The following is a 24397-nucleotide window of genomic DNA, read 5'->3' as shown; positions in this document are numbered from 1 at the left end:
GTCAGGGCGCCGGGCGGAGGAAGCCGTCCCGCACGAGCCCGCGCACGGCGGGCAGCAGCTCGACGGCGAGGTCGTCGGCGGCGACGCCGAAGAGCGCCGCGATCGCGCCGACGATCTGCCCGACGGCGAGCTCGCCGTCGCACGCGCCGACGAGCGCCGCGAGGCCCGTCGAGGCCTGCACGCCGCGGCCGAGCCCGTCGCCCTGGCGGACGATCACGACGTTCGGGTCCGCCGCACCGGGCGTCAGGTAGCGCTCCTCGGTCACGTCCTCGGCGACCACGAGGTGCGCCGCCGCGAGCGCCGCGTCGTCGCGCGCCTCGAGCCAGTCGTGCGCGGCCAACGACGCCGCGAGGTGGGCGCCGAGCGGCTGGCGCACCGAGCCCGTGTGCTCCTCGAGCCGGCGCAGCGTCGGCCGTGCCCCGGCCTGCGCGGGCCGGCGCAGCGTGACGATGCCGAAGCCCACGGCCTCGACGTCGCGCGCCGCGAAGTCGTCGAGCCACGCCGCGTACGCGGCGGCCCAGGCGTCGGGCTCCCGCTCGGACGTCGTGCCGCCGTCGCGGATCCACGTCTCGGCGTACTCGGCGGGGTCGAGCACCTCGCGCTGGACGACCCAGCCGTCGAGGCCCGCGGCGTCGAGCCACGCACCCACGCGCTCGGTCCACGGCTCGCCGCGGCGGTGCTCCCAGTTGCCGAGCAGCTGCGCGACGCCGCCGGGCTCGAGCACCGCGCCGACGCCCGTGACGAGGTCGCGCACGAGGTCGTCGCCCGCGCGGCCCCCGTCGCGGTACTCGTAGTCGCCCAGGGCCTCGGCCACGGCGCGGCCCGGCGCGCCCGAGTGCGGCGTGATGACGAACGGCGGGTTGGACACGACGAGGTCGAACCGCTCCCCCGCGACCGGCTCGAGCATCGACCCGTGACGCAGCTCGAGGTCCGCGTCGGGCCGGTCCGGCGCGGCGTCGGGCGTGGCGTTGAGGGTCGCGTTGAACCGCGCGAACGCGAGCGCACGCCGCGAGACGTCGGTGCCGACCACGGACCGGGCGTGCCGGGCGGCGTGCAGCGCCTGGATGCCGCACCCGGTCCCCAGGTCGAGCACGCGGCCGACGGGGTCGCGCATCGTCACCTGGGCGAGGGTCGTCGACGCCCCGCCCGCCCCGAGCACGTGGTCCGCGGGGAGCCGCCCGCCCGTGACCAGCTCGCCGTGGTCGCTCGCCAGCCACCACGACACCGGTCCGCGGGCGTCCACGGCCGCGTACGGCCGCAGGTCGACGACGGCGCGCACGGCGTCGTCGGCGGCCCGCCCCGCCGCGCGCACCAGACCCAGGCGCTCGGCGCCCTCCGCCCCCACGCCAGGCAGCGCTCGGTCCAGCGCGGCGCGCGGGACGTCGTCGCCCAGCAGGAAGAGCCGGGTCAGCGGGGCGCGCGGGTCGTCGGCGGGCGCGGCCTCGAGGGCACGGCGCGCGGGGACCGCCTGCTCGCGGTGCAGCGCCGCCGAGGCGACCTCCCCGAGGAGGTCGCCGACGCCGTCGACCGTGAAGCCCGACGCGTCGAGGTCGGTGCGCAGCGCGGCGACGAGGCCGGTGCCCTCGGGCTCGGCCGGCGGCGCCGGGCTCGTCAGCGTGCGGCGCACGAGTCCGCGACGTACGCCGTGATCTCCTCGCTCGCTGCGGTCGCGCGCGCGGTGTCGGCCGAGGTGATCGCCTCGGTCAGCGCGGCGCTCACGGCCGCGGCGTCGTCGGCGTCGACGTCCTGGAACGCGTCGACCGCGGAGCCGAGGTAGTCGGTCATCGCGGTCCACGCCTCCTCGATGTCCGGCGTGGGCTCGACCGACGTGATCGAGCGGTGCGCCTCCCGGAAGCTCGCCACGAGCGAGCGCGGGTGCTCGGGGCTCAGGCCCACGAGCGCGCGGTTCGTCCCCGCCCACGCGGTCTGCAGGTCGGCGCACGCGGCCGCGGCGTCCTCGGCCGCCGGCGGCTCGGCGGAGGGCTCCCCCGACGCCGCGGACGCCGACGGCTCGGGCGACGCGTCCGGGGCGGCCGAGACGTCGGCGGACGCCTCGCCCGACGCGGTCCGGCCGTCGATGAGCAGGTCGGCGGGCACCGAGATGCCGGGCGCCGGCTCGGCGCCGGGCTCCGGCTCGTCGCCCTCGGAGGCGCCGCAGCCCCCGAGGAGGAGCGCGGACAGCACGGCCGCCGCGGTGACCGCGGCCGTGCGCGGATGACGCCGGCGGACGGGATGCATCCACCCATGGTGACCCAGGCCGCGCGTCCGCGAGAAATCGGGGGCGGCACCCGTGAGACGGATCACGGCTCCGTGCGGCACCCGGCCTGCAGGTACGCGGTGATGCGCTCGGCCGCCGCCATGACCTCCGCCGTGTCGATCCGGGACAGCGCACCGGCGACCGCCTCGGCGACGGCCTGGTCCTCGGTCGCGTCCCCGACGGCGGTCGCCACCGTGTCGACGTAGCGCACGTAGGTGGTCCAGTCGTCGGCGACGGCGGGCGGCGGCTCGACCCCGTTCACGACCGCCTGCGCGTCGAGGAACCCGTCGCGCAGCGTCGCCGGTTCCTCCTGCGACATCGACGCCTGGGCGGACGCGGCGCGCGACCACGCGACCTGGGCGACGGCGCACGCCTGCGGCGTGGCGGGCGGCGGCTCCTCGGCCTCGGTCGCGGACGGGCCGCGCACCGCGTCGACGCCCAGGCCGCACACCACGCCGAGCCCGAGCGCGACGACGCCCGTCGCCGCGACCGTCGACCGGCGCGCGAGGATCCCCGCGGGCACGCGACGCCGGAGCCGCCCGGCGGCGCGTCCGGCGGCACGCCCCGCGGCGCGTCCGGCCGCGCGCCCCGCTGCACGCCCCGCCGCGCGACCGGCGGCGGCACGGCCGGGCCGCTCGGCGGGCGCGACCTGCACCTCCGGCCCCCGGCCTGGCGCAGGCTCCGGCGCGGGCGCCGGCTCCGGCGGGGCCCACGGGGCGGGGGCCGGCGCGGCGCCGGGCGACGCCCCTCCCAGGACGTCGTCGAGGCTCGGCACCGCGGTGGGCACCTCGTCGGCGGACCCGAGCGCGGGCCAGGCCGGCAGGCCGGGAGCGTAATCCGCCGTCGGGCCGTCGTCCGGACCGGCCGAGGCCCCCGGGCGCCGCACGCGACGGCGCGAGCGGCCTCCCGCCGTCGTGCCCTCGCGGGCCGCGGCGGCCTCGGCGACACGACGTGCGAACGGGTCGTCGCCGCCGCGCCTCGCGCCGCCGCCGGTGCGTCCGCGCGACCTCGTGCCCCTCATGTCGGCGAAGGCTACCGCCCGGGCCTGGACCGGTGTCCAGATCGTTGCCCGCGCTCGCTTGACCCGGACCACCGGCAGCCGACAGATTTTGCGCGTGACTCCAAGCGCACCCGGCACCTGGGTGGACCCTCAGCACGACCCGCGAGCGACCGGGTTCGACCCGGTCGGTGAGAAGGAGACGCTCTGGGAGTACCTGTGCCGGTACCGCATGACGCTCGTCATGAAGTGCGAGGGCCTCGGCGCCGCGCAGCTCGCGCGCCGCTCGGTGCCGCCGTCGAGCCTGTCGCTGCTCGGGCTCGTGCGTCACCTGGCCAACGGCGAGCACCACTGGTTCCGTCGCGTGCTGCAGGGCGGCACCGAGCGCGGCCCGTTCGAGCTGCGCGGCATGCCCGACATCGACTTCGACGGCGCGCTCGCCGACGACCAGTGCGTGGCCGAGGCGTGGGCCGCCTGGCACCGGGCGGTCGAGGTCGCCGACGAGTGGATGGTCGGCGAGGACATGGACCGCGAGGTGCCCTACCAGGGCGGCACGGTCGAGGTGCGCGACGTCGTCGTCCACATGATCGAGGAGTACGCGCGGCACATGGGCCACGCCGACCTGCTGCGGGAGTGCATCGACGGCCGCACCGGCCTCTGACACCCCTCGCCGGCGGTCTCAGACGGGGTCGCCGTGCGCCTGCTCGTCGTCGAGCCCCGTCACGGTCGTCAGCAGGAAGACCGAGTCCTCGAGCGCGGTGACGGCGTGCCGACGGTGGGTGAGGACCTCGAGCTCGCCCGCCCTCACCTCGGCGTCGTCGAGCCCGGTGACCCGGACCGCGCCCTCGAGGACGTGGATGCTCCCGGCCGGCGGCGAGTTGTGCTCGCCCAGCTCGGCGCCGGACCGCAGCGCGATGATCGACTGCCGCAGGTGCTTGTCGTGCAGGATCCGCTCCGCGCTGCGCCCGTGCTCCGACGCGCGAGCCGTCTCGAGGTGCTCACGGGCGATCTGCGTGAGGTCTGGCATCGAACGTCCTTCCTTCGACGACCGTGTCACGCACATCCTGGCGGGCCGCGGCCGGTTTCGCACCGTGTCGCGCCCGGCGCACCCGTGCGGACGGACTTCTGGCCCGTCCCTCGGAGGAGGAACGGGCCAGAAGTCCGCACGGCGGGTCAGGAGCCCGTGGCTGCCCAGAAGATGGCCTGGGCGGCCTGGCTCATCGCTCCCTTGGTGTGCGTGCGGTAGAACGGCGAGGTCCCGAACACGACCGCGCGCGCCCCGGACTCCGCCTCGCCCGAGACGACCGCGGCGTTGCCGGCCGCCGAGGCCGGACCGTTCGTCCCGGCGCCCGTCGCGCGCCAGTGGCCCGCGAGGAACGGCTCGTCGGCGTCGTACAGTTGCTCCGCCGTCGTGCCCTCGCCCAGGTTCGTGAACCAGTACGCGGGGTAGACGAACGACGTCTCCTGCTCGTACGCCGTGAAGATCGAGCCCTCCGGGGTGTCGACGTCGACGATGCCGTTGCCGGACGAGTTGCCCGCGACGACGGTGCCCGAGACCAGCCCGTAGGTCGAGGCCACGGTGAACGCCTGGTTCGTGCGTCCGACGATCGAGCCGCCGGCGTCGACCCACTCCTGGACGTACGCGCGGCCCGCGGAGCCGGCCGGGAGCGAGAACGACGAGCCGACCCACAGCACGTCCGCCTCCTCGAGGCCGGTCGTGCCCGTCGCGGCGCCGGCCTGGACGCCCGCCGCGGTGACCCGCACGAGGTCGTCGAAGCCCAGCTCCGTGAGCGACAGCAGGTCGTCCTGCGTCCCCACGTACGCGACCGTGACGTCCTCGAGCTCGGTCGCGTCGTCGAGCGCCGCGACGTCCTCGGCCGTGGCGGCCTCGAACGGGATGTCGTGCTCCACGACGACGTCGGCCGCGGCGGCCAGGCCCTCGGGCCCGACGACGGCGCGTCCGTCGTCGAGCAGCCACACCGGTGCGCCGGCGTCGAGCAGGGCGTTGAGCGCGCGGTAGTCCTCGACCCCGGCGACGTCGAACGTCACGTGGTCGGCCCGCTTCGGCAGGACGCCGTCCTGCGGGACGCGGTGCAGCGGGACGACCGTGCCGATCGCCGGGTCGGTCGTCGAGCCGACCTTGTCGACCGTGGCGCCCCACAGGTACGCGAGGCTCCAGGCCGACACGTCGTACATCGAGGGCACCTTGGCCGAGATGTCGGTGCCGAGGTCGAGCAGCACGTTGGCCAGGCCGCGGCGCGGCTGGTGCATGTCGACGACGAACGAGCCGGCCGGGTACGTCACGCCGCCGACCGTCGTCGTGCGCGCGAGCGTGCCGACCTGGACGCCGTGGAACAGCAGCGCGTCGACGAGCGCCTCGGCGTCCGAGCCCGAGCGCTGCGCGTCGCCGACCGGGATCACGTAGGCGCGCGGCAACTCGACCGGGTCCTGGTCGTCGACGAAGTCCCAGTGCTCCTTCCACTCGTCCGGGCCCGGGACGGCCGAGACGTCGGCCGTGGTGAGCGCGTCCTTCGGCGCGCCCGCGAGGCCGCGGCCGAACGCCTCGATCTGGTCGGCGAGCATGGCGTCCGAGTTCGCGGCGACGTACCGGAGCATCGACTCGATCGTCACCCGGGCGACCTCGGTGTTGATGCGCGCGTTCTGCGGCGTCGTCGTCGCGCCCGTGCGCCCCATCGGCAGCTCGACCGTGGCCGTGACCGCGCCGTGGTATGCCGCGTACTGCGCGGTGAAGATCGGCGGGTAGTCGTCCCAGCCGGACGGCGTGTCGCGGTAGGGGATCTTGATGTAGCCGGTGTTGGTCGTCGTGGTGCCGCCCGTGGCCGGGTTGAAGTACCGGTTGCCGGGGATCTCGGCGTCGACGACGTCGGCCTCGACCTGCAGCGCGAGCGCGTAGCCGTGCGGGATGAACAGGTCGTACTCGTAGTTCTCGCCGTGCGGCGGGCCGCAGGGCTCGACCTGGAGGACGTTGGTGTACCCGTGGAAGTCGGCGGCGTAGAGCGGCTGGAGCGCCTGCGTCGTCGCGACGAACGACCGCGCCTCCGGGGTGGTGCCCGTGACCATGTCGCGGTTGGCGTCGAGCCCGAGCGTCGTCGCGCGGGTCGCGGCCGTGCGACCGTCCGGGTTGAGCGTGAGCGAGAAGTACAGCCGGTGGTTCTCGAGCAGCGCGAGCGTCTCGGCGTCCTGCGACGTCGCGAGGTCCTCGATGACCTGCATCGCCGCGTCGGTGCCCTCCCACTCGTTGCCGTGGATGTTGGAGCTGATCCAGATCGGCGTCTTGTACCCGGCCGCGAGCTCCGCGTTCCGAGCCGCCTTGACCGGGTCGGTCCGGATCTCGTCGCGCCACTTCGTCTGGCGGGCGGTCTCGCCCCGGCCCTCGGGGGCCGTGAGGGTCACGAGGTACAGGTCGCGCCCGAGCGTCGACTGCCCCACGACCTGCGTCGACACGCGGTCGCTGGCCGCCATGAGCTCGGTGAGCCGCGGGGCGAGGTCCGAGTAGGCGATCGTCTCGTTGAGGCGGGTCGCGTCGTTCTCTTCGGGCGGGTACACGGTGAGCTCGGGCTGGTAGGGGTACGACGTCGGCATGTCGATCGCGCCGTCGCTCGCCTTCGCCGCGGGCCCGGTCCTGGCGGCCCGGACGAGCTCTGCGAACGACGGCGCGCCCTGCGACGCGGTGTCGGTCTCGGGCCCGCGGCCGCCGGCGTCGGGCGCCGCCGCGGCCGTCGTGACGCCGGCGAACGACGCGACGACGATCGCCGCCCCGCTCAGCCCGGCGATGGTGCGCTGGAGTCTCATGGCTTCCCTTCGGTTCGTCCTCGTACCTCCGAGGCCGGGCGCGAGCACCGAGCTCCGGGACCCCCAGCATGGCGGCAGAGTGTTTCCTTGACGAGACCCCCGATGAAAAACGTGTGAACCGATTCGCCCGGCTCAGTCGGCGTCGAGGCGCGCGACCAGCCGCCGCGGCGCGACCTGGCGGTAGGCGTCGACGACGATCCCCTCGATCTCCGCCCAGTCGAGGTCGACGTCGAGGCGCACGCCGAGCCAGCCGCGCGTCCCCACGTAGGGCGGCCGGAAGAACCGCTCGGGCTCGCGCTCGACCTGCTCCTCCTGCACGCCCGGCGCGGCGGCGCACCAGAACGCGAGCGGGCCGCCGTGGTGGTGGTCGGAGTACATGACGAACGCCTTGCCCACGAACCACGTGGGCTCGCCGTGGCTCGGCCGCTCGGTCACCTCCGGCAGGGCGAGGCAGATCCGCCGCAGGCGCGGCAGCGGGTCCGGGGCGACGGCGTCGTCGGTCACGGCGCGCACCGTAGCGAGGCCCACCGACGTCGGCGCCAATGCCGTTGTGCACGCGCGCGGGCGGGCGGTTCGATGGCCGGATGAACGACACGACGCACCGCAGGTTCCCCGACATGTGGGTCGACCCCGAGGACGACCCGCGCGAGCAGTGGTCCAGGCCCGTGGGCGAGCTGGAGACGCACTGGTCCTACCTCCGGAGCTACCGCGCCACGATCGAGATGAAGTGCGACGGGCTCGACGCGGAGCATCTCGCACGGCGGTCGGTGCCGCCGTCGACCCTCTCCCTGCTGGGTCTCGTCCGGCACCTGACGAACGTGGAGCACCACTGGTTCCGCCGCGTGCTGCAGGGCCAGGCGCACCTGCCCCGCCTCTACCAGACGCCGGAGGACCGCGACGCCGACTTCACCGGCGCAATCGCCGTCCCCGACGTCGTGGCGGAGGCGTGGGCGACGTGGCACGCCGAGACCGCTGCCGCGGACGCGTGGCTCGCGACGCTCACGGACGCCGACATGGGCCGCACGGTGCGCCACCGCGACGAGGACGTCCCCGTCCGGGACGTGCTCGAGCACCTCGTCGAGGAGTACGCGCGGCACGCCGGGCACGCCGACCTGCTGCGCGAGTGCATCGACGGCCGCACCGGCCAGTAGGCCCACGCCGAGGTCGCCGTCCCTCCCCCGACGGACGGCGGAGGGACGGGCGACCTCGGGCGGCGTGCGCCGGGTCAGCGGGTGGCGACCCGCTCGGCCTCGGTGGCCTCGGACTCGCGGTCGACACGCGCGGCACGCACGCGCGAGAGGACCACCGCGCCGAACGCGATGAGCGCGGCGACCACGGCGATCCCGATCCGGACGCCGTGGTTGGCGTCCTCGGGCACGCTCAGCATGACCACGGCCGGCGCGATGAGCAGCGACACGAGGTTCATGACCTTGATGAGCGGGTTGATGGCCGGGCCGGCGGTGTCCTTGAACGGGTCGCCGACCGTGTCGCCGATGACCGTCGCGGCGTGCGCCTCGGACCCCTTGCCGCCGTAGGCGCCGTCCTCGACGATCTTCTTCGCGTTGTCCCAGGCGCCGCCCGAGTTCGCGAGGAAGATCGCCATGAGGACGCCCGCGCCGATCGTGCCCGCGAGGAAGCCCGCGAGCGGGCCGACGCCCAGGCCGAAGCCGACCGCGATGGGCGCGAACGCGGCGAGGAGGCCCGGCGTCGCGAGCTCCCGCAGGGAGTCCCGCGTGCAGATGTCGACGACCTTGCCGTACTCCGGGCGCTCCTCGTAGGTCATGATGCCGGGGTGCTCGCGGAACTGGCGGCGCACCTCGAAGACGATCGCGCCGGCCGCGCGGGTCACGGCGTCGATCGCCAGGCCCGAGAACAGGAAGACGGTCGCGCCGCCGAGGATCACGCCGACGAGCGTCACCGGCGAGATGATCTCGTAGCTGAGCATCGAGGTGACGAGCCCGCCGCCGACGGCGCTCACGTCGCGCAGCGCCGTCTCGACCGCGTCCGCGTACGAGCCGAAGAGCGCGGTCGCCGCGAGAACCGCCGTCGCGATCGCGATGCCCTTGGTGATGGCCTTGGTCGTGTTCCCGACCGCGTCGAGGTCGGTGAGGATCTGCGCGCCCTCGCCGTCGACGTCGCCCGACATCTCGGCGATGCCCTGCGCGTTGTCGCTCACCGGGCCGAACGTGTCCATCGCGACGATGACGCCGACCGTGGTCAGCAGGCCGCAGCCCGCGAGCGCCACGAGGAAGAGCGCGAGCCAGATCGACCCGCCGGCCAGGAGGAAGACGCCGAGGATGGAGGCGGCGATGATGCCCGCGGTGTAGACCGCGGACTCGAAGCCGACGCCGATGCCGGACAGCACCACGGTCGCCGCGCCCGTGCGGGACGTGGCCGCGACGTGGAGCGTCGGCTTCGACGTCGTGCCGGTGAAGTAGCCGGTGATCCACAGGATGACGCCGGCGAGCACGACGCCGATGAGCACGGCGAGCGAGGCGACGACGCGCGGGTCGGCGGTCACGTCGCCGAGGTCGGCGGTGCCGGCGAGCTGGTCGAACGAGCCGGGCAGGTAGACGAACGCGGCGATCGCGGCGAGCACGGCGCCGACCACCGCGGAGATGTAGAAGCCGCGGTTGATCGCGGCCAGGCCGTTCTCGTTGCCGCGCACCCGGGTCACGATGACGCCCAGCAGGGCGACGAACGCGCCGATCGCGGTGACGATGAGCGGGAACACGAGGCCCTGCTCGCCCATGGCGGCCTTGCCGAGGATGAGCGCGGCGACGAGCGTCACCGCGTAGGACTCGAAGAGGTCGGCCGCCATGCCGGCGCAGTCGCCGACGTTGTCGCCGACGTTGTCGGCGATCGTCGCGGCGTTGCGCGGGTCGTCCTCGGGGATGCCCTGCTCGACCTTGCCGACGAGGTCGGCGCCGACGTCGGCGGCCTTGGTGAAGATGCCGCCGCCGACACGCATGAACATCGCGAGCAGCGCCGCGCCGAAGCCGAAGCCCTCGAGCACCGCGGGCGCGTCGGCCCGGTAGACGAGCACCACGAGCGACGCGCCGAGCAGGCCGAGCCCCACCACGCACATGCCCACGACGCCGCCGGTGCGGAACGCGATCCGCGCGCCCTCCTGGCGACCCGTCCGGCCGTCCATCGCCGCGGCGGCGACGCGCACGTTGGCCCGCACCGCGAGCCACATGCCGAGGTACCCGATCGCCGCCGAGAACCCGGCGCCCACGAGGAACGCGATCGACCGGCCGATCCGGACCCCGCCGTCGCCCGGCAGGAGGAACAGCAGGGCGAACACCACGACCGCGAACAGCGCCAGGGTCCGGAACTGGCGGTTGAGGTAGGCCGCCGCGCCTTCCTGGACGCCCCGGGCGATGTCCTGCATCCCGGGTGTGCCCTCCGGGGCGGCGAGCACCTGCCTGCGCAGGGTCGCCGCGACGAGCAGGGCGGCCAGCGCCACGACCCCGATGACCGCGACGATCGTGATGCTGGTGGATCCGAGTGTGAGCATCCGTCCTCCTCGACGAGCTGCCGGTGTCCCTGATGCTGGAGAGACCGAAGGGTCCCGCCGGCGCCGTTGACGACGGGATGCGCGCGAGTCTACCCACATGTGATGGTCGTCACGAACAACCACCGTCATCGCCGGGCCTGTCGCGCCCGTCCGCACGACCTCTACACTTTCTCCGCATAGCCGACCAACCGACGTCGACGACGACAGATCGGAGCCCGCTGTGAACTCCCTCGTGCTCATGCTTCTCGGCGTGGCCATGGTGCTCGCCGGGTACTTCCTGTACTCGAAGTTCCTCGCCTCGCGCGTCTACAAGCTCTCGCCCACCTACACCACCCCGTCGCACGAGCTGTCCGACGGCGTGGACTACGTCCCGACCAACAAGTTCGTGCTCTGGGGTCACCACTTCACGTCGGTGGCCGGCGCCGCGCCGATCGTCGGCCCGGCGATCGCCGTCATCTGGGGCTGGGTGCCCGCGTTCCTGTGGGTCACGCTCGGCACCGTGTTCTTCGCGGGCATGCACGACATGGGCGCCCTGTGGGCGTCGGCCCGCAACCGCGGCCAGTCGATGGGCATGCTGTCCGGCCGGTACATCGGCGCTCGCGGCCGCAGCCTGTTCCTGGTCGTGATCTTCCTGCTGCTGCTCATGGTCATCGCGGCGTTCGCCGTCGTGATCAAGAACCTGCTCATCGCGACCCCGACGTCGGTGATCCCCGTGTGGGGCGCCATCGCCGTGGCGGCCGTCATCGGTCAGATGATCTACCGCTGGAAGATGAACCTCCTGCTCACGACCGTCATCGGCGTCGTGGCGCTGTACTCGCTCATCCTCGTCGGCGACCGCGTGCCCGTCGTGCTGCCCGACCCGATCCTCGGCATGTCGCCGGCGACCTTCTGGATCGTGGCGCTCTTCGTCTACGCCGGGATCGCGTCGCTGCTGCCCGTGTGGGTCCTGCTCCAGCCGCGCGACTACATCAACGGCGTCCAGCTCTTCATCGGTCTCGGCATCCTCTACGGCGCGGTCCTGCTCGGCAGCCCCGCGATCGTCGCGCCCGCGTTCAACGACAGCGTGCCCGCCGACACCCCGAGCCTCGTGCCGCTGCTGTTCGTCACGATCGCGTGCGGCGCCATCTCCGGCTTCCACGGCATGGTGAGCTCGGGCACGTCGTCCAAGCAGCTCGACAAGGAGACCGACGCACGGTTCGTCGGCTACTTCGGCGCGGTCGGCGAGGGCCTGCTCGCGCTCGGCGCGATCATCGCCACCACGGCCGGCTTCCGGACCCTCGCCGACTGGGAGGCCGTCTACGCGTCGTTCGCGGTCAACGGCGTGGGCGCGTTCGTCGACGGCGGCGGTGCGATCCTCAACGCGGGCCTCGGCATCCCGGTGTCGCTCTCGGCGACGATCCTCGCGACCATGGCCGTGCTGTTCGCCGCGACGACCATGGACACCGGCGTGCGCCTGCAGCGCTTCGTCGTCCAGGAGGCCGGCGAGCTCGCGGGCGTGCGGATCAACAAGGCGGTCGGCACGCTCATCGTGCTCGTCGTCGCGATGGCGCTCGTGTTCAGCTCGGGCGGCGACGGCGCGGGCGGCCTGCTCATCTGGCCGCTGTTCGGCACGACCAACCAGCTGCTCGCCTCGCTCACGCTCGCCGTCGTGGCCGTGATCCTGCTGCGCAAGAAGCGCCCGGTGCTGCCGGTGCTCGTGCCCCTCGTCTTCGTCATGGTCATGTCGGTCTACGCGCTGATCGTGCAGCTCGGCGGCTTCTACGACAGCCGCAACTGGCTGCTGCTCGTGCTCGACGTGATCATCCTCGTGGCGTCCCTGTGGGTCGCGTTCGAGGCGGTCGTGGCGATGAACGCCGCTCGCAAGGGCACCTTCGACGAGGAGACGGACGAGCCCGTGCTCACCTCGGCCTCGGAGCGCTGATGTCCCTGCGCAGGTCGCTGCGCAGCCTGTCCGCCGGGCTGCGGGAGCTCTACGAGGCGCCGTACCGGCGCACGCTCTCCCGCGCCCGGCGCGACGAGGACGACCTCTTCATGGTGGTCGTCATGGCCGAGGCGCTCGGGGTGCCCAACCCGACGTCGTACTACACCGTCGAGCTGCTGCCGCTGCTCACCGAGCGCGTCCACGAGTGGCACACCCGGCTCGGCATGGACCGATCGCCCCTGGAGACCGTCTCGTGCTGCTAGGCCTCGCCGCGCGCCGCCGCGTGCTCTTCCTCGGCGGCAAGGGCGGGGTCGGCAAGACGTCGGTCGCGTCGGCCGTCGCGCTCGCCCGCGCCCGCGCGGGCGGGCGCGTCCTCGTCGTCTCGACCGACCCGGCCCACAACCTGGGCCACCTGTGGGAGCGCGAGGTGGGCGACGACGTCGTGCGCCTCGCGGGCCCGTTCGACGGCGGGCCTGCCGGCCCCGGCGTGCTCGACGGCGTCGAGATCGACCCCGAGCGGACGACCGCCGCGCACCTCGACGCGGTGCGCGGCACGCTGCAACGGCTCGTGCCCGAGCACCTGCGCGGCCAGGTGGACCGCCACCTCGACCTCGCGCGCGACGCGCCCGGCACGCACGAGGCCGCGACGCTCGAGCGCGTCGCGGACCTCGTCGAGAAGGGCCTGGCCGAGTACGACCTCGTCGTCTTCGACACCGCGCCGTCGGGCCACACCGCACGCCTGCTCAGCCTGCCCGAGACCATGGGCGCCTGGACCGACGGGCTGCTGCGCCGCCGCGAGCGGTCCGAGCGGTTCGACGCGGCCGTGCGCGTGCTGGGCGGCCGGGCCGAGTCCGAGGCGCGGCGCGACGACGAGATCCGCCGCGTGCTCGAGCGCCGGCGTCGCCGCTTCGCGCACCTGCGCGACGTGCTGACCGACGCCGAGCGGACCGCGTTCGTCGTCGTGCTCGCGGCCGAGCGGCTCCCCGTGCTCGAGTCGGTCGAGCTCGTGCAGCAGCTGCAGGCGCTGCGCGTGCCCGTCGGCGGCCTCGTCGTCAACAAGCGCTCCCCCGGCGACGCGGGCGCGCTGCTCGCCGCGCGCCGCGCCGCCGAGGACGCGCACCTGAGGACGCTGCGCTCCGCGCTGCCCGGGGTCCCGGTCGACGAGGTCCCGCTCGTGGCGGGCGACGTCGTCGGGCAGGCCGCGCTCGAGCGCCTGGGTGATCTGCTGACCTGACCCCAACCGTCGAGGCCTCCCGTGCGTCATGGTGGGTGAAGGCACACGGAGGAGGACCCATGGCCCCCTGGGAGCAGGAGCTCGCCACACTGGCCGAGCACCGCGGCCGGGCGCTCGTCGGGTACGCCTACGTGCTCTGCGGCGACCAGCGGTACGCCGAGGACCTGGTCCAGGACGCCCTGGTCAAGGTCTTCTCGCGGCTGCGGCGACGCGAGGGCACGAGCGGCGTGCACCCGTTGGACGGCGGCGGCACCACCGAGGCGTACGTGCGACGTGCGATCCTCACGCTCTACCTCGACGAGTACCGCCGTCGGCGGCGCTGGTCGGGCGTGAAGCACCTCGTCGCGGCCGACGAACGGACACGCGGCCCGGAGTCGGGCGTGACGGCGCGGGCGGACGTCGCGGCGGCGCTCGCCCGGCTCGCCCCCCGGGAGCGGGCGTGCGTGGTGCTGCGGTACTTCGAGGACCTCACGGTGCCGCAGATCGCCGAGGCGCTCGGCCTCGCGCAGGGGACGGTCAAGCGCTACCTCGCCGACGCCACCGCCACCCTGCGAGGCGTCCTGCAGGTTCCGCACCAGACGACGACGGACGGGAGGGCGGCACGATGAGCACGAACCACGCGCGCGACGACTGGGCCGACGGGCAGCTGGGCGAGACGCTGCACCGCGTCCTCGGCGGCATGGCCGGCCAGGCCGCCGCGGCGACCGCCATCGAGGACAGGATCGGCGCGGTACGGACCCGCGTGCGGCGGCGTCGGGCCGCGAAGAAGGCGGGCATCGGCGCCACGACGCTCGTGGTGGCCGGAGGACTCGGCGCCGGCGGCGCGACGCTGCTGCCCGACGAGCCGCTCGTCCTGCCGCAGCCCGCGCAGACGCCCACGCCGTCCGAGACGCCGAGCGTCGAACCGACGCCGTCGGACACGCCGTCCACCGAGCCGAGCACCGAGCCGTCCACCGAGGCGAGCGAACCGGCGCCGGACGCCTCGCCGTCCGACGTGCCCGCGGCGGACGACTGCTCCGCCGCCGGCCTCGACGTCGAGACGCCTGACCTGTCCGTGCTGCCCGCCCCCGCCGCGGAGACGGCGCAGCAGATCCTCGCGGCGGCACTCGCGTGCGACGACGAGGCGCTCGCGGCGATGAGCGCCGAGGACGGCACGTCGCTGACGTTCGGCAGCACGGGGCCGGAGGAGTTCTGGGCCCTGCCCGACGCCGAGCAGTACGAGGACAGGTACGCGATCCTCGTCCGACTCATCACCGGGACGCGCTGGGTCGCGACCCCGGCGGACGACCAGGGCCCGTACACGTACGCGTGGCCGCGCGTGCACAGCGAGGAGTGGGTCGGGTCCGACGAGGCGTGGCAGGAGATCGTCGACGCCGGGATCATCTCGGAGGAGCTCGCCGAGGAGATGCGGCTGACCCAGGGCAGCTACCACGGCTGGCGGCTCGGGATCCACGAGGACGGCACCTGGCAGTACTTCATCGGCGGCGACTGACCGTTCTCCTCGGCGCTCGACGGCACGTCGGAGAACCCTCGTGGGAGGATGCGCGCATGCCCGAGAACGTCGCTCCCGCACCCGTGCCCGACGCCGCCCTCGCCCACGCCGAGGACCTCGGCGCCTTCGTGACCGCCTCGCCGTCGTCGTACCACGCGGCTGCCGAGGTGGCCCGCCGCGCCGAGGCGGCGGGCTTCACCCGCCTCGACGAGACCGCCGCGTGGGACGTCGCCCCGGGCGGACGCTACGTCGTCGTGCGCGACGGCGCGGCGATCGCCGTCGTGGTGCCGCCGTCGGCCGGGCCGACCACGCCGTTCACCGTCCTCGGCACGCACACCGACTCCCCCGGCTTCAAGCTCAAGCCCCGCCCGACGACGACGAACGGCGGCTGGGTCCAGGCCGGCGTCGAGGTTTACGGCGGGCCGCTGCTCAACTCGTGGCTCGACCGCGAGCTCGAGCTCGCCGGACGGGTGGTCACCCGGGACGGCGCCGAGCACCTCGTGCGGACCGGGCCGTTCGCGCGCATCCCGCAGCTCGCGATCCACCTCGACCGGCAGGTCAACGACGGCCTCACGCTCGACAAGCAGCGCCACACGCAGCCGGTGGTCGGGCTCGCCGAGTCGTCGGCGGACGTGCTCGAGGCGCTGGCCGCGAGCGCCGAGGCGCCGGTGCGGGCCGCGGACGTCGTGGGCCACGACGTCATGGTCGCGGACACGCAGCCGCCGCGGGCGTTCGGCGCGGGCGGGACGCTGTGGGCCTCGGGCCGCCTCGACAACCTGCTCTCGACGCACGCCGCGCTCGTCGCGCTGCTCGGCGCGGCGCCCGAGGACCTCACGGGCGTCGCGGTCCTCGCGGCGTTCGACCACGAGGAGCTCGGCTCGGAGTCGCGGTCGGGCGCGGCCGGCCCGTTCCTCGAGGACGTGCTCGGCCGGGTCTCCGCGGCGCTCGGCGCGGGCGACGAGGACCGCCGCCGCGCCTTCGCGTCGTCGCTGTGCGTGTCGTCCGACGTCGGGCACGCGGTGCACCCGAACTACGGCGAGCGGCACGACCCCGTCAACCGGCCGGTCGCGGGCGGCGGGCCGATCCTCAAGCTCAACGCGAACCAGCGCTACGCGAGCGACGCGCACGGTGCCGCCCGCTGGCACGCCGCCTGCGCGGCGGCGGGCGTGCCGAGCCAGGAGTTCGTGTCGAACAACGCGATCCCCTGCGGCTCGACGATCGGCCCGATCACCGCCACACGCCTCGGCATCCGGGTGGTCGACGTGGGCGCCGCGATCCTGTCGATGCACTCCGCGCGCGAGCTCACCGCCGTCGTCGACCCGTGGTACCTCTCCCGGGCGATGGGCGCGGTGCTGGTGGGCTGACCTGCGCCGAGGTAGCGATCCGTCGCCGAGGTAGCGACCGGTCGCCGGATTCCCGGGTCCGGACGACGACGGGTCGCTATCTCGGCGACGCTTCGCTACCTCGCGCCGGTGCGAGACTGTCGAGCGTGCCCGCCGACCACCTCGACGCCCCGACGGCAGTGACCCGGCACCCGCTGCTCGAGGTCCTGACCGCCCGCGGTGCGCGCGCGGACCGGCTCACGCACGTCCGCACGTTCCCCGCCCGCACCGGGGAGACGGCGGACTGGCCCGCGTGGGCGGACCCGTCGGTCGTCGCCGCGTACCGGGCGCTCGGCGTCGAGCGGCCGTGGGTGCACCAGGTGGAGGCGGCCGACGCCGCGTGGCACGGGCGGCACGTGGCGCTCGCGACGTCGACGGGGTCGGGCAAGTCGCTCGCGTTCTGGCTGCCCGCGCTCACCGCGGTGCGCGGCGACGTCGCCGCCGGGACGCTCGACCCGGGACGCATCGAGTCCACGACCACGCGGGGGTCGGTGCTCTACCTCTCCCCCACCAAGGCGCTCGCGGCCGACCAGCTCGCGGCGCTCGAGCGGCTGCTCGACGCCGTCCCGGGGTCGGGGGGCGCGGCACCGTCCGCCCGGGGCCGGGTGCGCGTGTCGACGTGCGACGGCGACACCCCGACCGAGGAGCGGCGCTGGGTCCAGGAGCACGCGGACGTCGTCCTCACCAACCCCGACTTCCTGCACTTCTCGCTGCTGCCGAACCACCGCCGGTGGGCGCGGTTCCTGCGCGGGCTGCGCTACGTCGTCGTCGACGAGGGCCACGCGTACCGCGGCGTCTTCGGCGCCCACGTGTCGCTCGTCCTGCGCCGCCTGACCCGCCTCGCGGCGCACTACCGCGTGTCAGAAACCCAGTGGGCTCAGGCCCACCAGGGTTCTGACATCGTCTTCGTGGTGGCGAGCGCGACGACGGCGCAGCCAGCCGCGAGCGCCGCACGCCTGCTCGGGGTGCGGCCCGACGACGTCACCGCGGTCACGCGGGACACCTCGCCCGCAGGGCGGCGGACGGTCGCGCTGTGGCTGCCGCCCGAGATCGGCACGTACGGGTTCGAGCGCACGAAGGCCTCGCCCGACGGCCCCGACCACGCCGACGACCCGTGGGCCCTGCCGGACCCGCTCGACGCCGACCACACCGAGCGCGAGACGGAGCCGGTCGTGACGGAGCGCGCGGCGGCCGAGCACCCGCGCCGCTCGGCGACGGCGGAGGCGGCCGACCTGCTGGCCGATCTCGCCGCCGCAGGTGCGCGCACGCTCGCGTTCACCCGGTCCCGGCGCGGGGCCGAGTCGGTGGCGCAGCAGGCGCGCGACCACCTGCGGCCGGTGTCGACCGAGCTGTCCCGCCGCGTCGCCGCGTACCGGGGCGGGTACCTGCCCGAGGAGCGCCGCGAGCTCGAGCACGCGCTGCGCACCGGCGCGCTGCTCGGCCTGGCGACGACGAACGCGCTCGAGCTCGGCGTCGACATCTCGGGGCTGGACGCGGTGCTCATCGCCGGCTGGCCGGGCACGCGCATGTCGCTGTGGCAGCAGGCGGGGCGCGCCGGCCGGGCGGGTGCGGACGGGCTCGTGGCGTTCGTCGCGCGCGAGGATCCGCTCGACACGTACCTCGTCACCCACCCGGAGGCCGTCTTCGACGCCCCGCTCGAGGCGACGGTGTTCGACCCCGCGAACCCCTACGTGCTCGCGCCGCAGCTGTGCGCCGCCGCCCAGGAGGTGCCGCTGCGCGCGGAGGACCTGCCCGCGTTCGGCGATCCCGAACGGGTCCGCGAGGTGCTCGACGTCCTCGTGGCGCGCGGGCTGCTGCGCCGCAGGCCGTCGGGCTGGTACTGGACGCACGCGCAGCCGGCGTCAGGCATGGCGGACCTGCGCGGCTCGGGCGGGCAGCCGGTCCGCGTGGTCGAGGCGACGACCGGCCGGCTGCTCGGCACGGTCGACGCGGGCTCGGCGGACGGGCAGGTGCACGACGGCGCGGTGTACACGCACCAGGGCGTGACCTACGTCGTCGACCACCTCGACCTGACGGACCGCGTCGCGCTCGTGGTGCGCCGCGACGTGGACCACGGCACCTGGTCGCGCGAGGTCATGGAGATCGCGATCGACGAGCACGCGCCCGAGGGGTCGCGCCCGGTCGTCGAGCGCGAGTGGGGCCCCGTCACGTGGGGTCTCGGGCCGGTCGAGGTGACGAGCCAGGTCGTCAGCTTCCAGCGGCGCCGCATCCCCGACATGCAGGTCCTCGGCACCGAGGCGCTCGACCTGCCCTCGCGCACCCTGAGCACGACGGCGGTGTGGTGGTCGGTGCCGGACTTCGTGCTGCGCGCGGCGGGCGTGTCGCCCGAGGAGGCGCCCGGGGCGCTGCACGCGGCCGAGCACGCGTCGATCGGGCTGCTGCCGCTCCTCGCGACGTGCGACCGCTGGGACCTGGGCGGGGTGTCGACCGAGCTGCACGCCGACACCGGGCAGGCGACCGTGTTCGTCTACGACGCCTACCCGGGCGGGGCCGGCTTCGCCGAGCGCGGGTTCGAGCTCGGCGCGACGTGGTTGAGCGCGACGCGCGACGCGATCGCGGCGTGCCCGTGCTCCGACGGGTGCCCGGCGTGCGTCCAGTCGCCCAAGTGCGGCAACTACAACTCCCCGCTCGACAAGGACGCCGCGGTGCGGTTGTTGGATGCGGTGCTGAGCCACGCGCCGCAGGCCCATACGATCGACGGGTGACTACCGACACCCCCCTCGACGAGCGCCGCCGTACCCGGGAGCAGACGCGCGTCGACGCCCGCAACGCCCGTTCCTGGCTGCTGATCAACGCGCTGCGCGACGACGTCTTCGACGACGCCCAGCTGTCGCGCGCCGACCAGGTCATCCTCGACTGCGAGGACGCCGTCGACGACAGCCGCAAGGACGAGGCGCGGGCCAAGGTGCTCGAGTGGTTCTCCCGCGGCGGCCGCGCCTGGGTGCGCATCAACGAGCGCGGCTCGCAGGCGTGGGCCGACGACGTCCGCACCCTGCGCGACGCGCACGGCCTGTGCGGCGTCATGCTGGCCAAGACCGAGAGCCCCGACCAGGTCGTCGACACGGTCCAGCGCCTCGGGGGCCACCTGCCCGTCATCCCGCTCGTCGAGTCGGCGCTCGGCATCGAGGACGCCGTGAGCATCGCCCGCGCGCCCGGCGCCTTCCGGCTCGCGTTCGGCTCGGGCGACTACCGCCGTGACACGGGCACCGCCAACGAGGCGCTCGCCATGGCCTACCCGCGCTCGCGCCTCGTGACCGCGAGCCGCATCGGCGGCCTGCCGGGACCGATCGACGGCCCGACCGTCGGCTCGAGCCACCCGCTGCTGCGCGAGCAGTCGGGCGACGCGGTCGCGCTCGGCATGACGGGCAAGCTGTGCCTGGACCTCGAGCAGCCCGCGGTCATCAACGAGTCCTTCAGCCCGACGCCGGCCGACGTCGCCTGGGCGCTCGACTTCCTCGCGGACTTCGCCGCGGCCGGGTCGGTGATCCGCGACGGTTCGGACAAGCCCCGCCTCGCGCGCGCCAAGGTCATCAGCGAACGCGCTGCGCTGTTCGGCGTCAACCCGTCCTGACGCTCGCGGGCCCGGCGCGGGCGGCGGCGGTCGCCTCGCCGAGCGGCGCGACCGCCCACCCCGGCGGGCCGACGGCGGGCTGCGTCGCGCTCACGCGGACCACGCCGCCCGGCTCGACCGCGCACGTGGCCAGCTCGGCGCCGTTGCGCCCGACGGCGGCGCTCGCCGTGGTGCAGGCGTCCTCCCCGTACCGCAGGGCCGACGCCGCGGCGAGCGCGCCGAGGTCGGCCGCGGCCTGCGCAGCGCCGCGGGCACGCTGCGCCGCGCCGAGCGCCGCGACGGCGAGCACGAGCACCACGACCACCGCGGCGAGCGCCAGCACGAGGGCCGTGCCCGCGCCGCGCTCGCGGTCGGGGCCGCGTCCCGTGCTCACGGCTCGACCCGTGCCACGGCCTCGCCGCTCGCGCGCAACGGCGCGCCGGCGAGCCAGCCGCCCGCAACGGGCCGCGTCACGGTGACCTCGACCCAGTCGCCGTCGCGCGCGTAGCTGACGGCCGTGTCGTCGCCGGCGAGACGCACCGCCAGGGCGTTCGCCTCGGCCGCCGACTCCCCGACCGCGAGCGCCCGGGCGGCCGCCCGGGCCGCGTCCAGGGCGCGCATCTGCGCCGTGGACGCGGCCGCGAGCGTGAGCACCGCGACGAGCAGCAGCGCGACGACCGGCAGCCCGACCGCGAGCTCGGCCGTGACCGAGCCCCGCTCCCGGCCGTGCGGTGCCGTCCGACGGTGCCGCGTCATCAGACCGACAGCGCCGAGCTGATGATGCCTTCGAGCAGCCCGCGCACGGTGTCGCTGCGCAGCACCGCGATGAGCAGGCCGGCGAAGCCGACCGCCGCGACGGTCGCGATCGCGTACTCGGCCGTGGCCAGGCCGGCCTCCGGGTCGGTCGCCGCGTCGACGGCCGGCTCGGTGTTCGGGACGGTGGTCATGCGTTCCTCCTGAGGGTGTCGGTCCGGCCGGTCGGCCGGACGGGTGTGCCGGCCGGTCGGCCGGACGTCGGTGCTCAGGTCGACAGCAGGTCGACGCCGAGCGCGAGCAGCACGGGCACGAGGCCCACGAGCACGAAGGCGGGCAGGAAGCAGGCGCCGAGCGGCAGCACGAGCCGGACCGCGAGGCGGCCCGCGGCAGTCCGGGCGGCGGACCGCCGCTCGTGCGCGTGCTCGGCCCCGGCGGCGCGCAGCGCCTCGGTCGGCGCGGCGCCGTCGGCCCATGCCCCGCGCAGCGCCCGCCGCACGACGTCGAGCCGTGCCGGGGCCTCGCGCCAGGCGGTGTCCCAGTCCGCGCCGAGCCGGAGCGCGTCGGCCGCCCGTGCGAGCGCGGCGCCGTCGGGGCCGCCGACGGCGTCGCCGGTCGCGCGCAGCGCCCGCGGCACCCCCGCGCCGGACCGGACGGCCGCCGCGACCAGCTCGAGCAGCACCGGGACGGCGACCGCGGCGTGCGACGGGCCGGGGCCCGGCGGTGGCGCGACGGCGACCGTCGCCGTGCGGCGCCGGGCGGCGTGGTCCGCCCACCACCAGGGCGACGCCGCGACGAGCGCCAGCAGGGCGACGACGACTCCGACGCTCACGACGCCTCCTCCCCGGCGGCGCGTGCGGCGGCGACGAGCCGCGCGGTCCAGGTCCGCCCGACGGCGAGCAGGACGAGACCGAGACCGACGGCGGCGGTCCCCACGCCGCCGTCGGTCGCGGTGGCCAGCGGGTCGGCGCCGAGCGCCCACCCGAGAAGCACGCCCGCGGCGGGCAGCCACAGCAGCACGCGGGCCGTGGCCTGCGGTCCCGCGAGGGCCGCCTCGCGCTCGGCGCGCGCCTCGGCGTCCGCGACGAGCGTCGCGGAGACCGCCTCCAGCACGCCGCCGAGCGGGGCGCCGACGTCGCGCGCGAGCCGGGAGGCCGCCACGAGCGCCGCCGCAGGGCCCTCGCCCCCGACGGCGGGCGCGAGGGCGGCGGTGTCGGGCACCCCGGTCGCGTCGACCGGGACGCCGAGCGCCCGTGACCACGCCGCGCCGGGCGGAGCGCCGGCACGCAGCAGCGCGGCCACCTGCGCGACGGCGACCCGCACGTGCTCGGGGTCGTCGCCACCGCGCCGGGTCCGCCGTCGTGCGCGCCAGGCCCGAAGACCATGCGGCGACGACCCGCCGCCTCCGGTGAGGGCCGCGACGTCGCGACCCGCCGGCGCGACGGCCAGCCACACCGCGAGCGCCACCCAGACCCCGGCCCACGTCCCCGCCGGGCTCACCACGGACCCCACCGCCCCTCGAGCGCGGCCCAGCCGGCGTGCGGCTCGGGCTCCGAGCAGCCGTCCCATGCTGCGGCCGGCACGACTTCGAGCTCACCGCCCGGCGCGCGGCGCACCACCCCGACCTCCGCGAGGAACCGCCTGCCCCGCTCGCGGCGCAGGTGCAGCACGACGTCGAGCGCCGCGGCCGCCTGCGCCGCGACGGCGTCGCGCGGCATGCCCGCGAGCGCGGCGAGCGCCTCGAGCCGCGCCGGCACGTGCTCGACCGCGTTGGCGTGCACGGTCGCGAGCCCGCCGTCGTGCCCGGTGTTCATCGCGAGCAGCAGCTCGCGCACCTCGGCGCCGCGGCACTCGCCGAGCACGATGCGGTCGGGCCGCATGCGCAGGGCGCCGCGCACGAGGTCGGCGAGCGTGACCTCGCCGACGCCCTCGACGTTGGGGCGCCGTGCGGTGAGCGGCACGACGTGCGGGTGGTCGGGTGCGAGCTCGCGGGCCTCCTCCACGGTGAGGATGCGCTCGTCGGGCGGGACGAGGGCGAGCAGGGCGGCGAGCAGCGTCGTCTTGCCCGTGCCGGTCCCGCCGGTGACGAGCACGTTGGCCCGCCCGACGACGAGCGCACGCAGCAGCCCGGCCCACGCGGCGGGCACGGAGCCCGCGCGCACGAGCCCCTCGACGGTGAAGGCCGCCTGTCGCAGCACCCGCAGCGCGAGCACCGCCCCGGCCTCGGCGACCGGCTCGACGACGGCGTGCAGGCGGGTGCCGTCCGGCAGCCTCGCGTCGACCGAGGGCGACGCGTCGTCGAGCCGCTGGCCCGCGACCGCCGCCATGCGCACCGCGAGCGCCCGCACGTCCGCGGGGCTGCCCAGGTCGAGGTCGACGCGCTCGAGCCCCGCACCGCGGTCGACCCACACGTCCCGCGGGCCGTTGACGAGGACGTCGGTCACGCCGGGCGACTCGAGCAGCGGCTGGAGCGGGCCAGCGCCGGCGAGCGCGGCGCGCGTCGCCCGCGTGAGGTCGGCGAGCGCGCGGGAGCCGAGCACGCGACCGGTCGCGCGCAGCGCCGCGCGCACCGCGGGCTCGTCGACGTGGTCGGCGTCCCGGAGCCGGGCGCGCACGTCGTCGAGGAGCGCCGGGTCGAGCGTCGCCGGATCCGGCGTCGTCCGGCCGAGCAGGGGTGTCCGGGCCGTCACAGCGCGCTCACCGCCTCGGCAGCGCAGCGGCCGAGCGGCGTCCGGTGCCCGACGGCCGGGCCCTCTCCGCGCTCGACCGCTCCGGCGAGCCGCCGGTCCCACGGCACGGTCGTGACCGCGTGCAGGTCGAGCGCCCGCTCGAGCGCCGCGACGTCCACGCGCCCGGGCGACGGCCGCCGCGCGACGAGGCGGACGTCCTGCGCCCCGGCGGCACGCAGGGCACCGGCGGCCGCGACTGCCCCGGCCGCGCCCGGCGCGGTGAGCGGCACGACGAGGAGGACGACGTCGGCCGCGCCCACGAGCGACGCCGCGGCGGACGACCAGGCCCCGGGCACCGGCAGGTCGAGCACGGCCGACTCGCCCGCCCGCAGGAGCGCCGAGCACACGTCGAGCACGACGGCGTCGTCGGGCCGCTCCGGGCGCAGCCGGGAGCCCGAGAGCACCGGCACGGCACCCCAGCGCGGCAGCGCCGCGAGCAGGCCCGAACCGTCGACCTCGCCGCGCGCGTCCGCGAGCTCGGGCCAGCGGGCACCCGGCTCGTGCTCGACGCCGAGCAGCACGTCGAGGCCGGCGCCCGGCACGGCGAGGTCGACGAGCGTCGCCGGCTCGCCCGCGCGCCGCAGCGCCCGGGTGAGCGCCGCCGCGAACGTGCTCGTGCCCGCGCCGCCGCACGCCCCGACGGCCGCGATCACCCGGCCGGTGCCGAGGCTGGTGCCGATCTCCATGGCGCCCAGGCTGCCGACGTCGGGCCCGGCCGTGCCGTGCTC

At 75.7% G+C, this 24397-nt stretch carries 24 protein-coding genes; 10 read left to right on the top strand and 14 right to left on the bottom strand.

Going from position 1 to position 24397, the window contains the following annotated elements; genetic code table 11:
- Window position 1: 1 nt before the first annotated feature.
- The 3 genes from ISOVA_RS02055 to ISOVA_RS17405 all read right to left on the bottom strand — a co-directional run bounded on the left by ISOVA_RS02055 (window position 2) and on the right by ISOVA_RS17405 (window position 3278).
- Window positions 2-1627 carry a DUF7059 domain-containing protein gene (locus ISOVA_RS02055; RefSeq protein ID WP_013837600.1) on the bottom strand — a complete coding sequence of 542 codons (1626 nt, stop codon included), beginning with the start codon at window positions 1625-1627 and terminating at the stop codon, window positions 2-4.
- The gene (locus ISOVA_RS02050; protein ID WP_041294742.1) at window positions 1612-2238 is read right to left on the bottom strand and encodes a hypothetical protein; all 627 of its coding nucleotides are present in this window, start codon (window positions 2236-2238) and stop codon (window positions 1612-1614) included. The genes ISOVA_RS02055 and ISOVA_RS02050 overlap by 16 nt, the downstream gene beginning before the upstream one ends.
- Window positions 2239-2300: 62 nt before the next feature.
- On the bottom strand, window positions 2301-3278 hold the full coding sequence (locus tag ISOVA_RS17405; RefSeq protein ID WP_013837598.1) for a hypothetical protein: 978 nt from the start codon (window positions 3276-3278) through the stop codon (window positions 2301-2303).
- 121 nt (window positions 3279-3399) lie between these two features.
- On the opposite strand from ISOVA_RS17405, the gene ISOVA_RS02040 reads away from it, so the two are divergent.
- A complete protein-coding gene (locus tag ISOVA_RS02040) occupies window positions 3400-3915 on the top strand; it encodes a DinB family protein (RefSeq protein WP_013837597.1) in 516 nt (171 codons plus the stop codon).
- An 18-nt stretch (window positions 3916-3933) separates the two neighbouring features.
- Here the strand turns inward: ISOVA_RS02040 and ISOVA_RS02035 are convergent, their stop codons facing one another.
- The 3 genes from ISOVA_RS02035 to ISOVA_RS02025 all read right to left on the bottom strand — a co-directional run bounded on the left by ISOVA_RS02035 (window position 3934) and on the right by ISOVA_RS02025 (window position 7571).
- On the bottom strand, window positions 3934-4281 hold the full coding sequence (locus ISOVA_RS02035) for a cupin domain-containing protein (RefSeq protein ID WP_013837596.1): 348 nt from the start codon (window positions 4279-4281) through the stop codon (window positions 3934-3936).
- Between the two features lie 146 nt (window positions 4282-4427).
- Complete coding sequence (locus ISOVA_RS02030; RefSeq protein ID WP_013837595.1) at window positions 4428-7067, bottom strand: M14 family zinc carboxypeptidase; 2640 nt, start codon at window positions 7065-7067, stop codon at window positions 4428-4430.
- A gap of 132 nt (window positions 7068-7199) precedes the next feature.
- Window positions 7200-7571 (bottom strand): MmcQ/YjbR family DNA-binding protein, encoded by a 372-nt coding sequence (locus ISOVA_RS02025; RefSeq protein WP_041295039.1) that lies wholly within the window; start codon window positions 7569-7571, stop codon window positions 7200-7202.
- Window positions 7572-7651: 80 nt separating this feature from the next.
- On the opposite strand from ISOVA_RS02025, the gene ISOVA_RS02020 reads away from it, so the two are divergent.
- A complete protein-coding gene (locus ISOVA_RS02020) occupies window positions 7652-8218 on the top strand; it encodes a DinB family protein (RefSeq protein ID WP_013837593.1) in 567 nt (188 codons plus the stop codon).
- Between the two features lie 74 nt (window positions 8219-8292).
- Here the strand turns inward: ISOVA_RS02020 and ISOVA_RS02015 are convergent, their stop codons facing one another.
- The gene (locus ISOVA_RS02015) at window positions 8293-10587 is read right to left on the bottom strand and encodes a sodium-translocating pyrophosphatase (RefSeq protein WP_013837592.1); all 2295 of its coding nucleotides are present in this window, start codon (window positions 10585-10587) and stop codon (window positions 8293-8295) included.
- 220 nt (window positions 10588-10807) lie between these two features.
- On the opposite strand from ISOVA_RS02015, the gene ISOVA_RS02010 reads away from it, so the two are divergent.
- From ISOVA_RS02010 to ISOVA_RS01975, 8 genes are all read left to right on the top strand, one after another.
- Window positions 10808-12508 (top strand): carbon starvation CstA family protein, encoded by a 1701-nt coding sequence (locus ISOVA_RS02010; protein WP_013837591.1) that lies wholly within the window; start codon window positions 10808-10810, stop codon window positions 12506-12508.
- A complete protein-coding gene (locus tag ISOVA_RS02005) occupies window positions 12508-12771 on the top strand; it encodes a cory-CC-star protein (protein ID WP_013837590.1) in 264 nt (87 codons plus the stop codon). The genes ISOVA_RS02010 and ISOVA_RS02005 overlap by 1 nt, the downstream gene beginning before the upstream one ends.
- Complete coding sequence (locus ISOVA_RS02000) at window positions 12762-13742, top strand: ArsA family ATPase (protein ID WP_013837589.1); 981 nt, start codon at window positions 12762-12764, stop codon at window positions 13740-13742. Before ISOVA_RS02005 ends, ISOVA_RS02000 begins: the two co-directional genes overlap by 10 nt.
- Before the next feature lie 59 nt (window positions 13743-13801).
- On the top strand, window positions 13802-14350 hold the full coding sequence (locus ISOVA_RS01995) for a sigma-70 family RNA polymerase sigma factor (protein WP_013837588.1): 549 nt from the start codon (window positions 13802-13804) through the stop codon (window positions 14348-14350).
- The gene (locus ISOVA_RS01990) at window positions 14347-15234 is read left to right on the top strand and encodes a hypothetical protein (RefSeq protein WP_013837587.1); all 888 of its coding nucleotides are present in this window, start codon (window positions 14347-14349) and stop codon (window positions 15232-15234) included. The genes ISOVA_RS01995 and ISOVA_RS01990 overlap by 4 nt, the downstream gene beginning before the upstream one ends.
- Before the next feature lie 56 nt (window positions 15235-15290).
- Complete coding sequence (locus tag ISOVA_RS01985; RefSeq protein ID WP_013837586.1) at window positions 15291-16598, top strand: M18 family aminopeptidase; 1308 nt, start codon at window positions 15291-15293, stop codon at window positions 16596-16598.
- Window positions 16599-16723: 125 nt separating this feature from the next.
- The gene (locus tag ISOVA_RS01980; RefSeq protein ID WP_013837585.1) at window positions 16724-19342 is read left to right on the top strand and encodes a DEAD/DEAH box helicase; all 2619 of its coding nucleotides are present in this window, start codon (window positions 16724-16726) and stop codon (window positions 19340-19342) included.
- A complete protein-coding gene (locus tag ISOVA_RS01975; protein ID WP_013837584.1) occupies window positions 19339-20208 on the top strand; it encodes an HpcH/HpaI aldolase/citrate lyase family protein in 870 nt (289 codons plus the stop codon). The genes ISOVA_RS01980 and ISOVA_RS01975 overlap by 4 nt, the downstream gene beginning before the upstream one ends.
- Here ISOVA_RS01975 and ISOVA_RS01970 read toward each other — a convergent pair.
- The 7 genes from ISOVA_RS01970 to ISOVA_RS16660 all read right to left on the bottom strand — a co-directional run bounded on the left by ISOVA_RS01970 (window position 20195) and on the right by ISOVA_RS16660 (window position 24355).
- Entirely contained in the window at window positions 20195-20581 is a 387-nt protein-coding gene (locus tag ISOVA_RS01970) for an Rv3654c family TadE-like protein (protein WP_013837583.1), read from the bottom strand. The two genes, ISOVA_RS01975 and ISOVA_RS01970, sit on opposite strands and share 14 nt — an antisense overlap.
- Window positions 20578-20943 (bottom strand): TadE family type IV pilus minor pilin, encoded by a 366-nt coding sequence (locus ISOVA_RS01965; protein ID WP_013837582.1) that lies wholly within the window; start codon window positions 20941-20943, stop codon window positions 20578-20580. Before ISOVA_RS01965 ends, ISOVA_RS01970 begins: the two co-directional genes overlap by 4 nt.
- Entirely contained in the window at window positions 20943-21134 is a 192-nt protein-coding gene (locus tag ISOVA_RS01960; RefSeq protein WP_013837581.1) for a DUF4244 domain-containing protein, read from the bottom strand. Before ISOVA_RS01960 ends, ISOVA_RS01965 begins: the two co-directional genes overlap by 1 nt.
- A 74-nt stretch (window positions 21135-21208) precedes the next feature.
- A complete protein-coding gene (locus ISOVA_RS01955; RefSeq protein ID WP_013837580.1) occupies window positions 21209-21772 on the bottom strand; it encodes a type II secretion system F family protein in 564 nt (187 codons plus the stop codon).
- A complete protein-coding gene (locus tag ISOVA_RS01950) occupies window positions 21769-22440 on the bottom strand; it encodes a hypothetical protein (protein WP_233275934.1) in 672 nt (223 codons plus the stop codon). Before ISOVA_RS01950 ends, ISOVA_RS01955 begins: the two co-directional genes overlap by 4 nt.
- Window positions 22437-23630: a TadA family conjugal transfer-associated ATPase gene (locus ISOVA_RS01945; protein ID WP_013837578.1), complete on the bottom strand. Its 1194-nt coding sequence runs from the start codon at window positions 23628-23630 to the stop codon at window positions 22437-22439. The genes ISOVA_RS01950 and ISOVA_RS01945 overlap by 4 nt, the downstream gene beginning before the upstream one ends.
- Complete coding sequence (locus ISOVA_RS16660; RefSeq protein WP_013837577.1) at window positions 23627-24355, bottom strand: cellulose synthase operon protein YhjQ/BcsQ; 729 nt, start codon at window positions 24353-24355, stop codon at window positions 23627-23629. Before ISOVA_RS16660 ends, ISOVA_RS01945 begins: the two co-directional genes overlap by 4 nt.
- Window positions 24356-24397: the final 42 nt, after the last annotated feature.

It is taken from the genome of Isoptericola variabilis 225 (assembly GCF_000215105.1).
In the GTDB taxonomy this organism is placed as follows: domain Bacteria; phylum Actinomycetota; class Actinomycetes; order Actinomycetales; family Cellulomonadaceae; genus Isoptericola; species Isoptericola variabilis_A.
The sequence above is the reverse complement of the archived record's forward strand: the minus strand, read 5'-3'. Positions and strand labels throughout refer to the sequence as shown.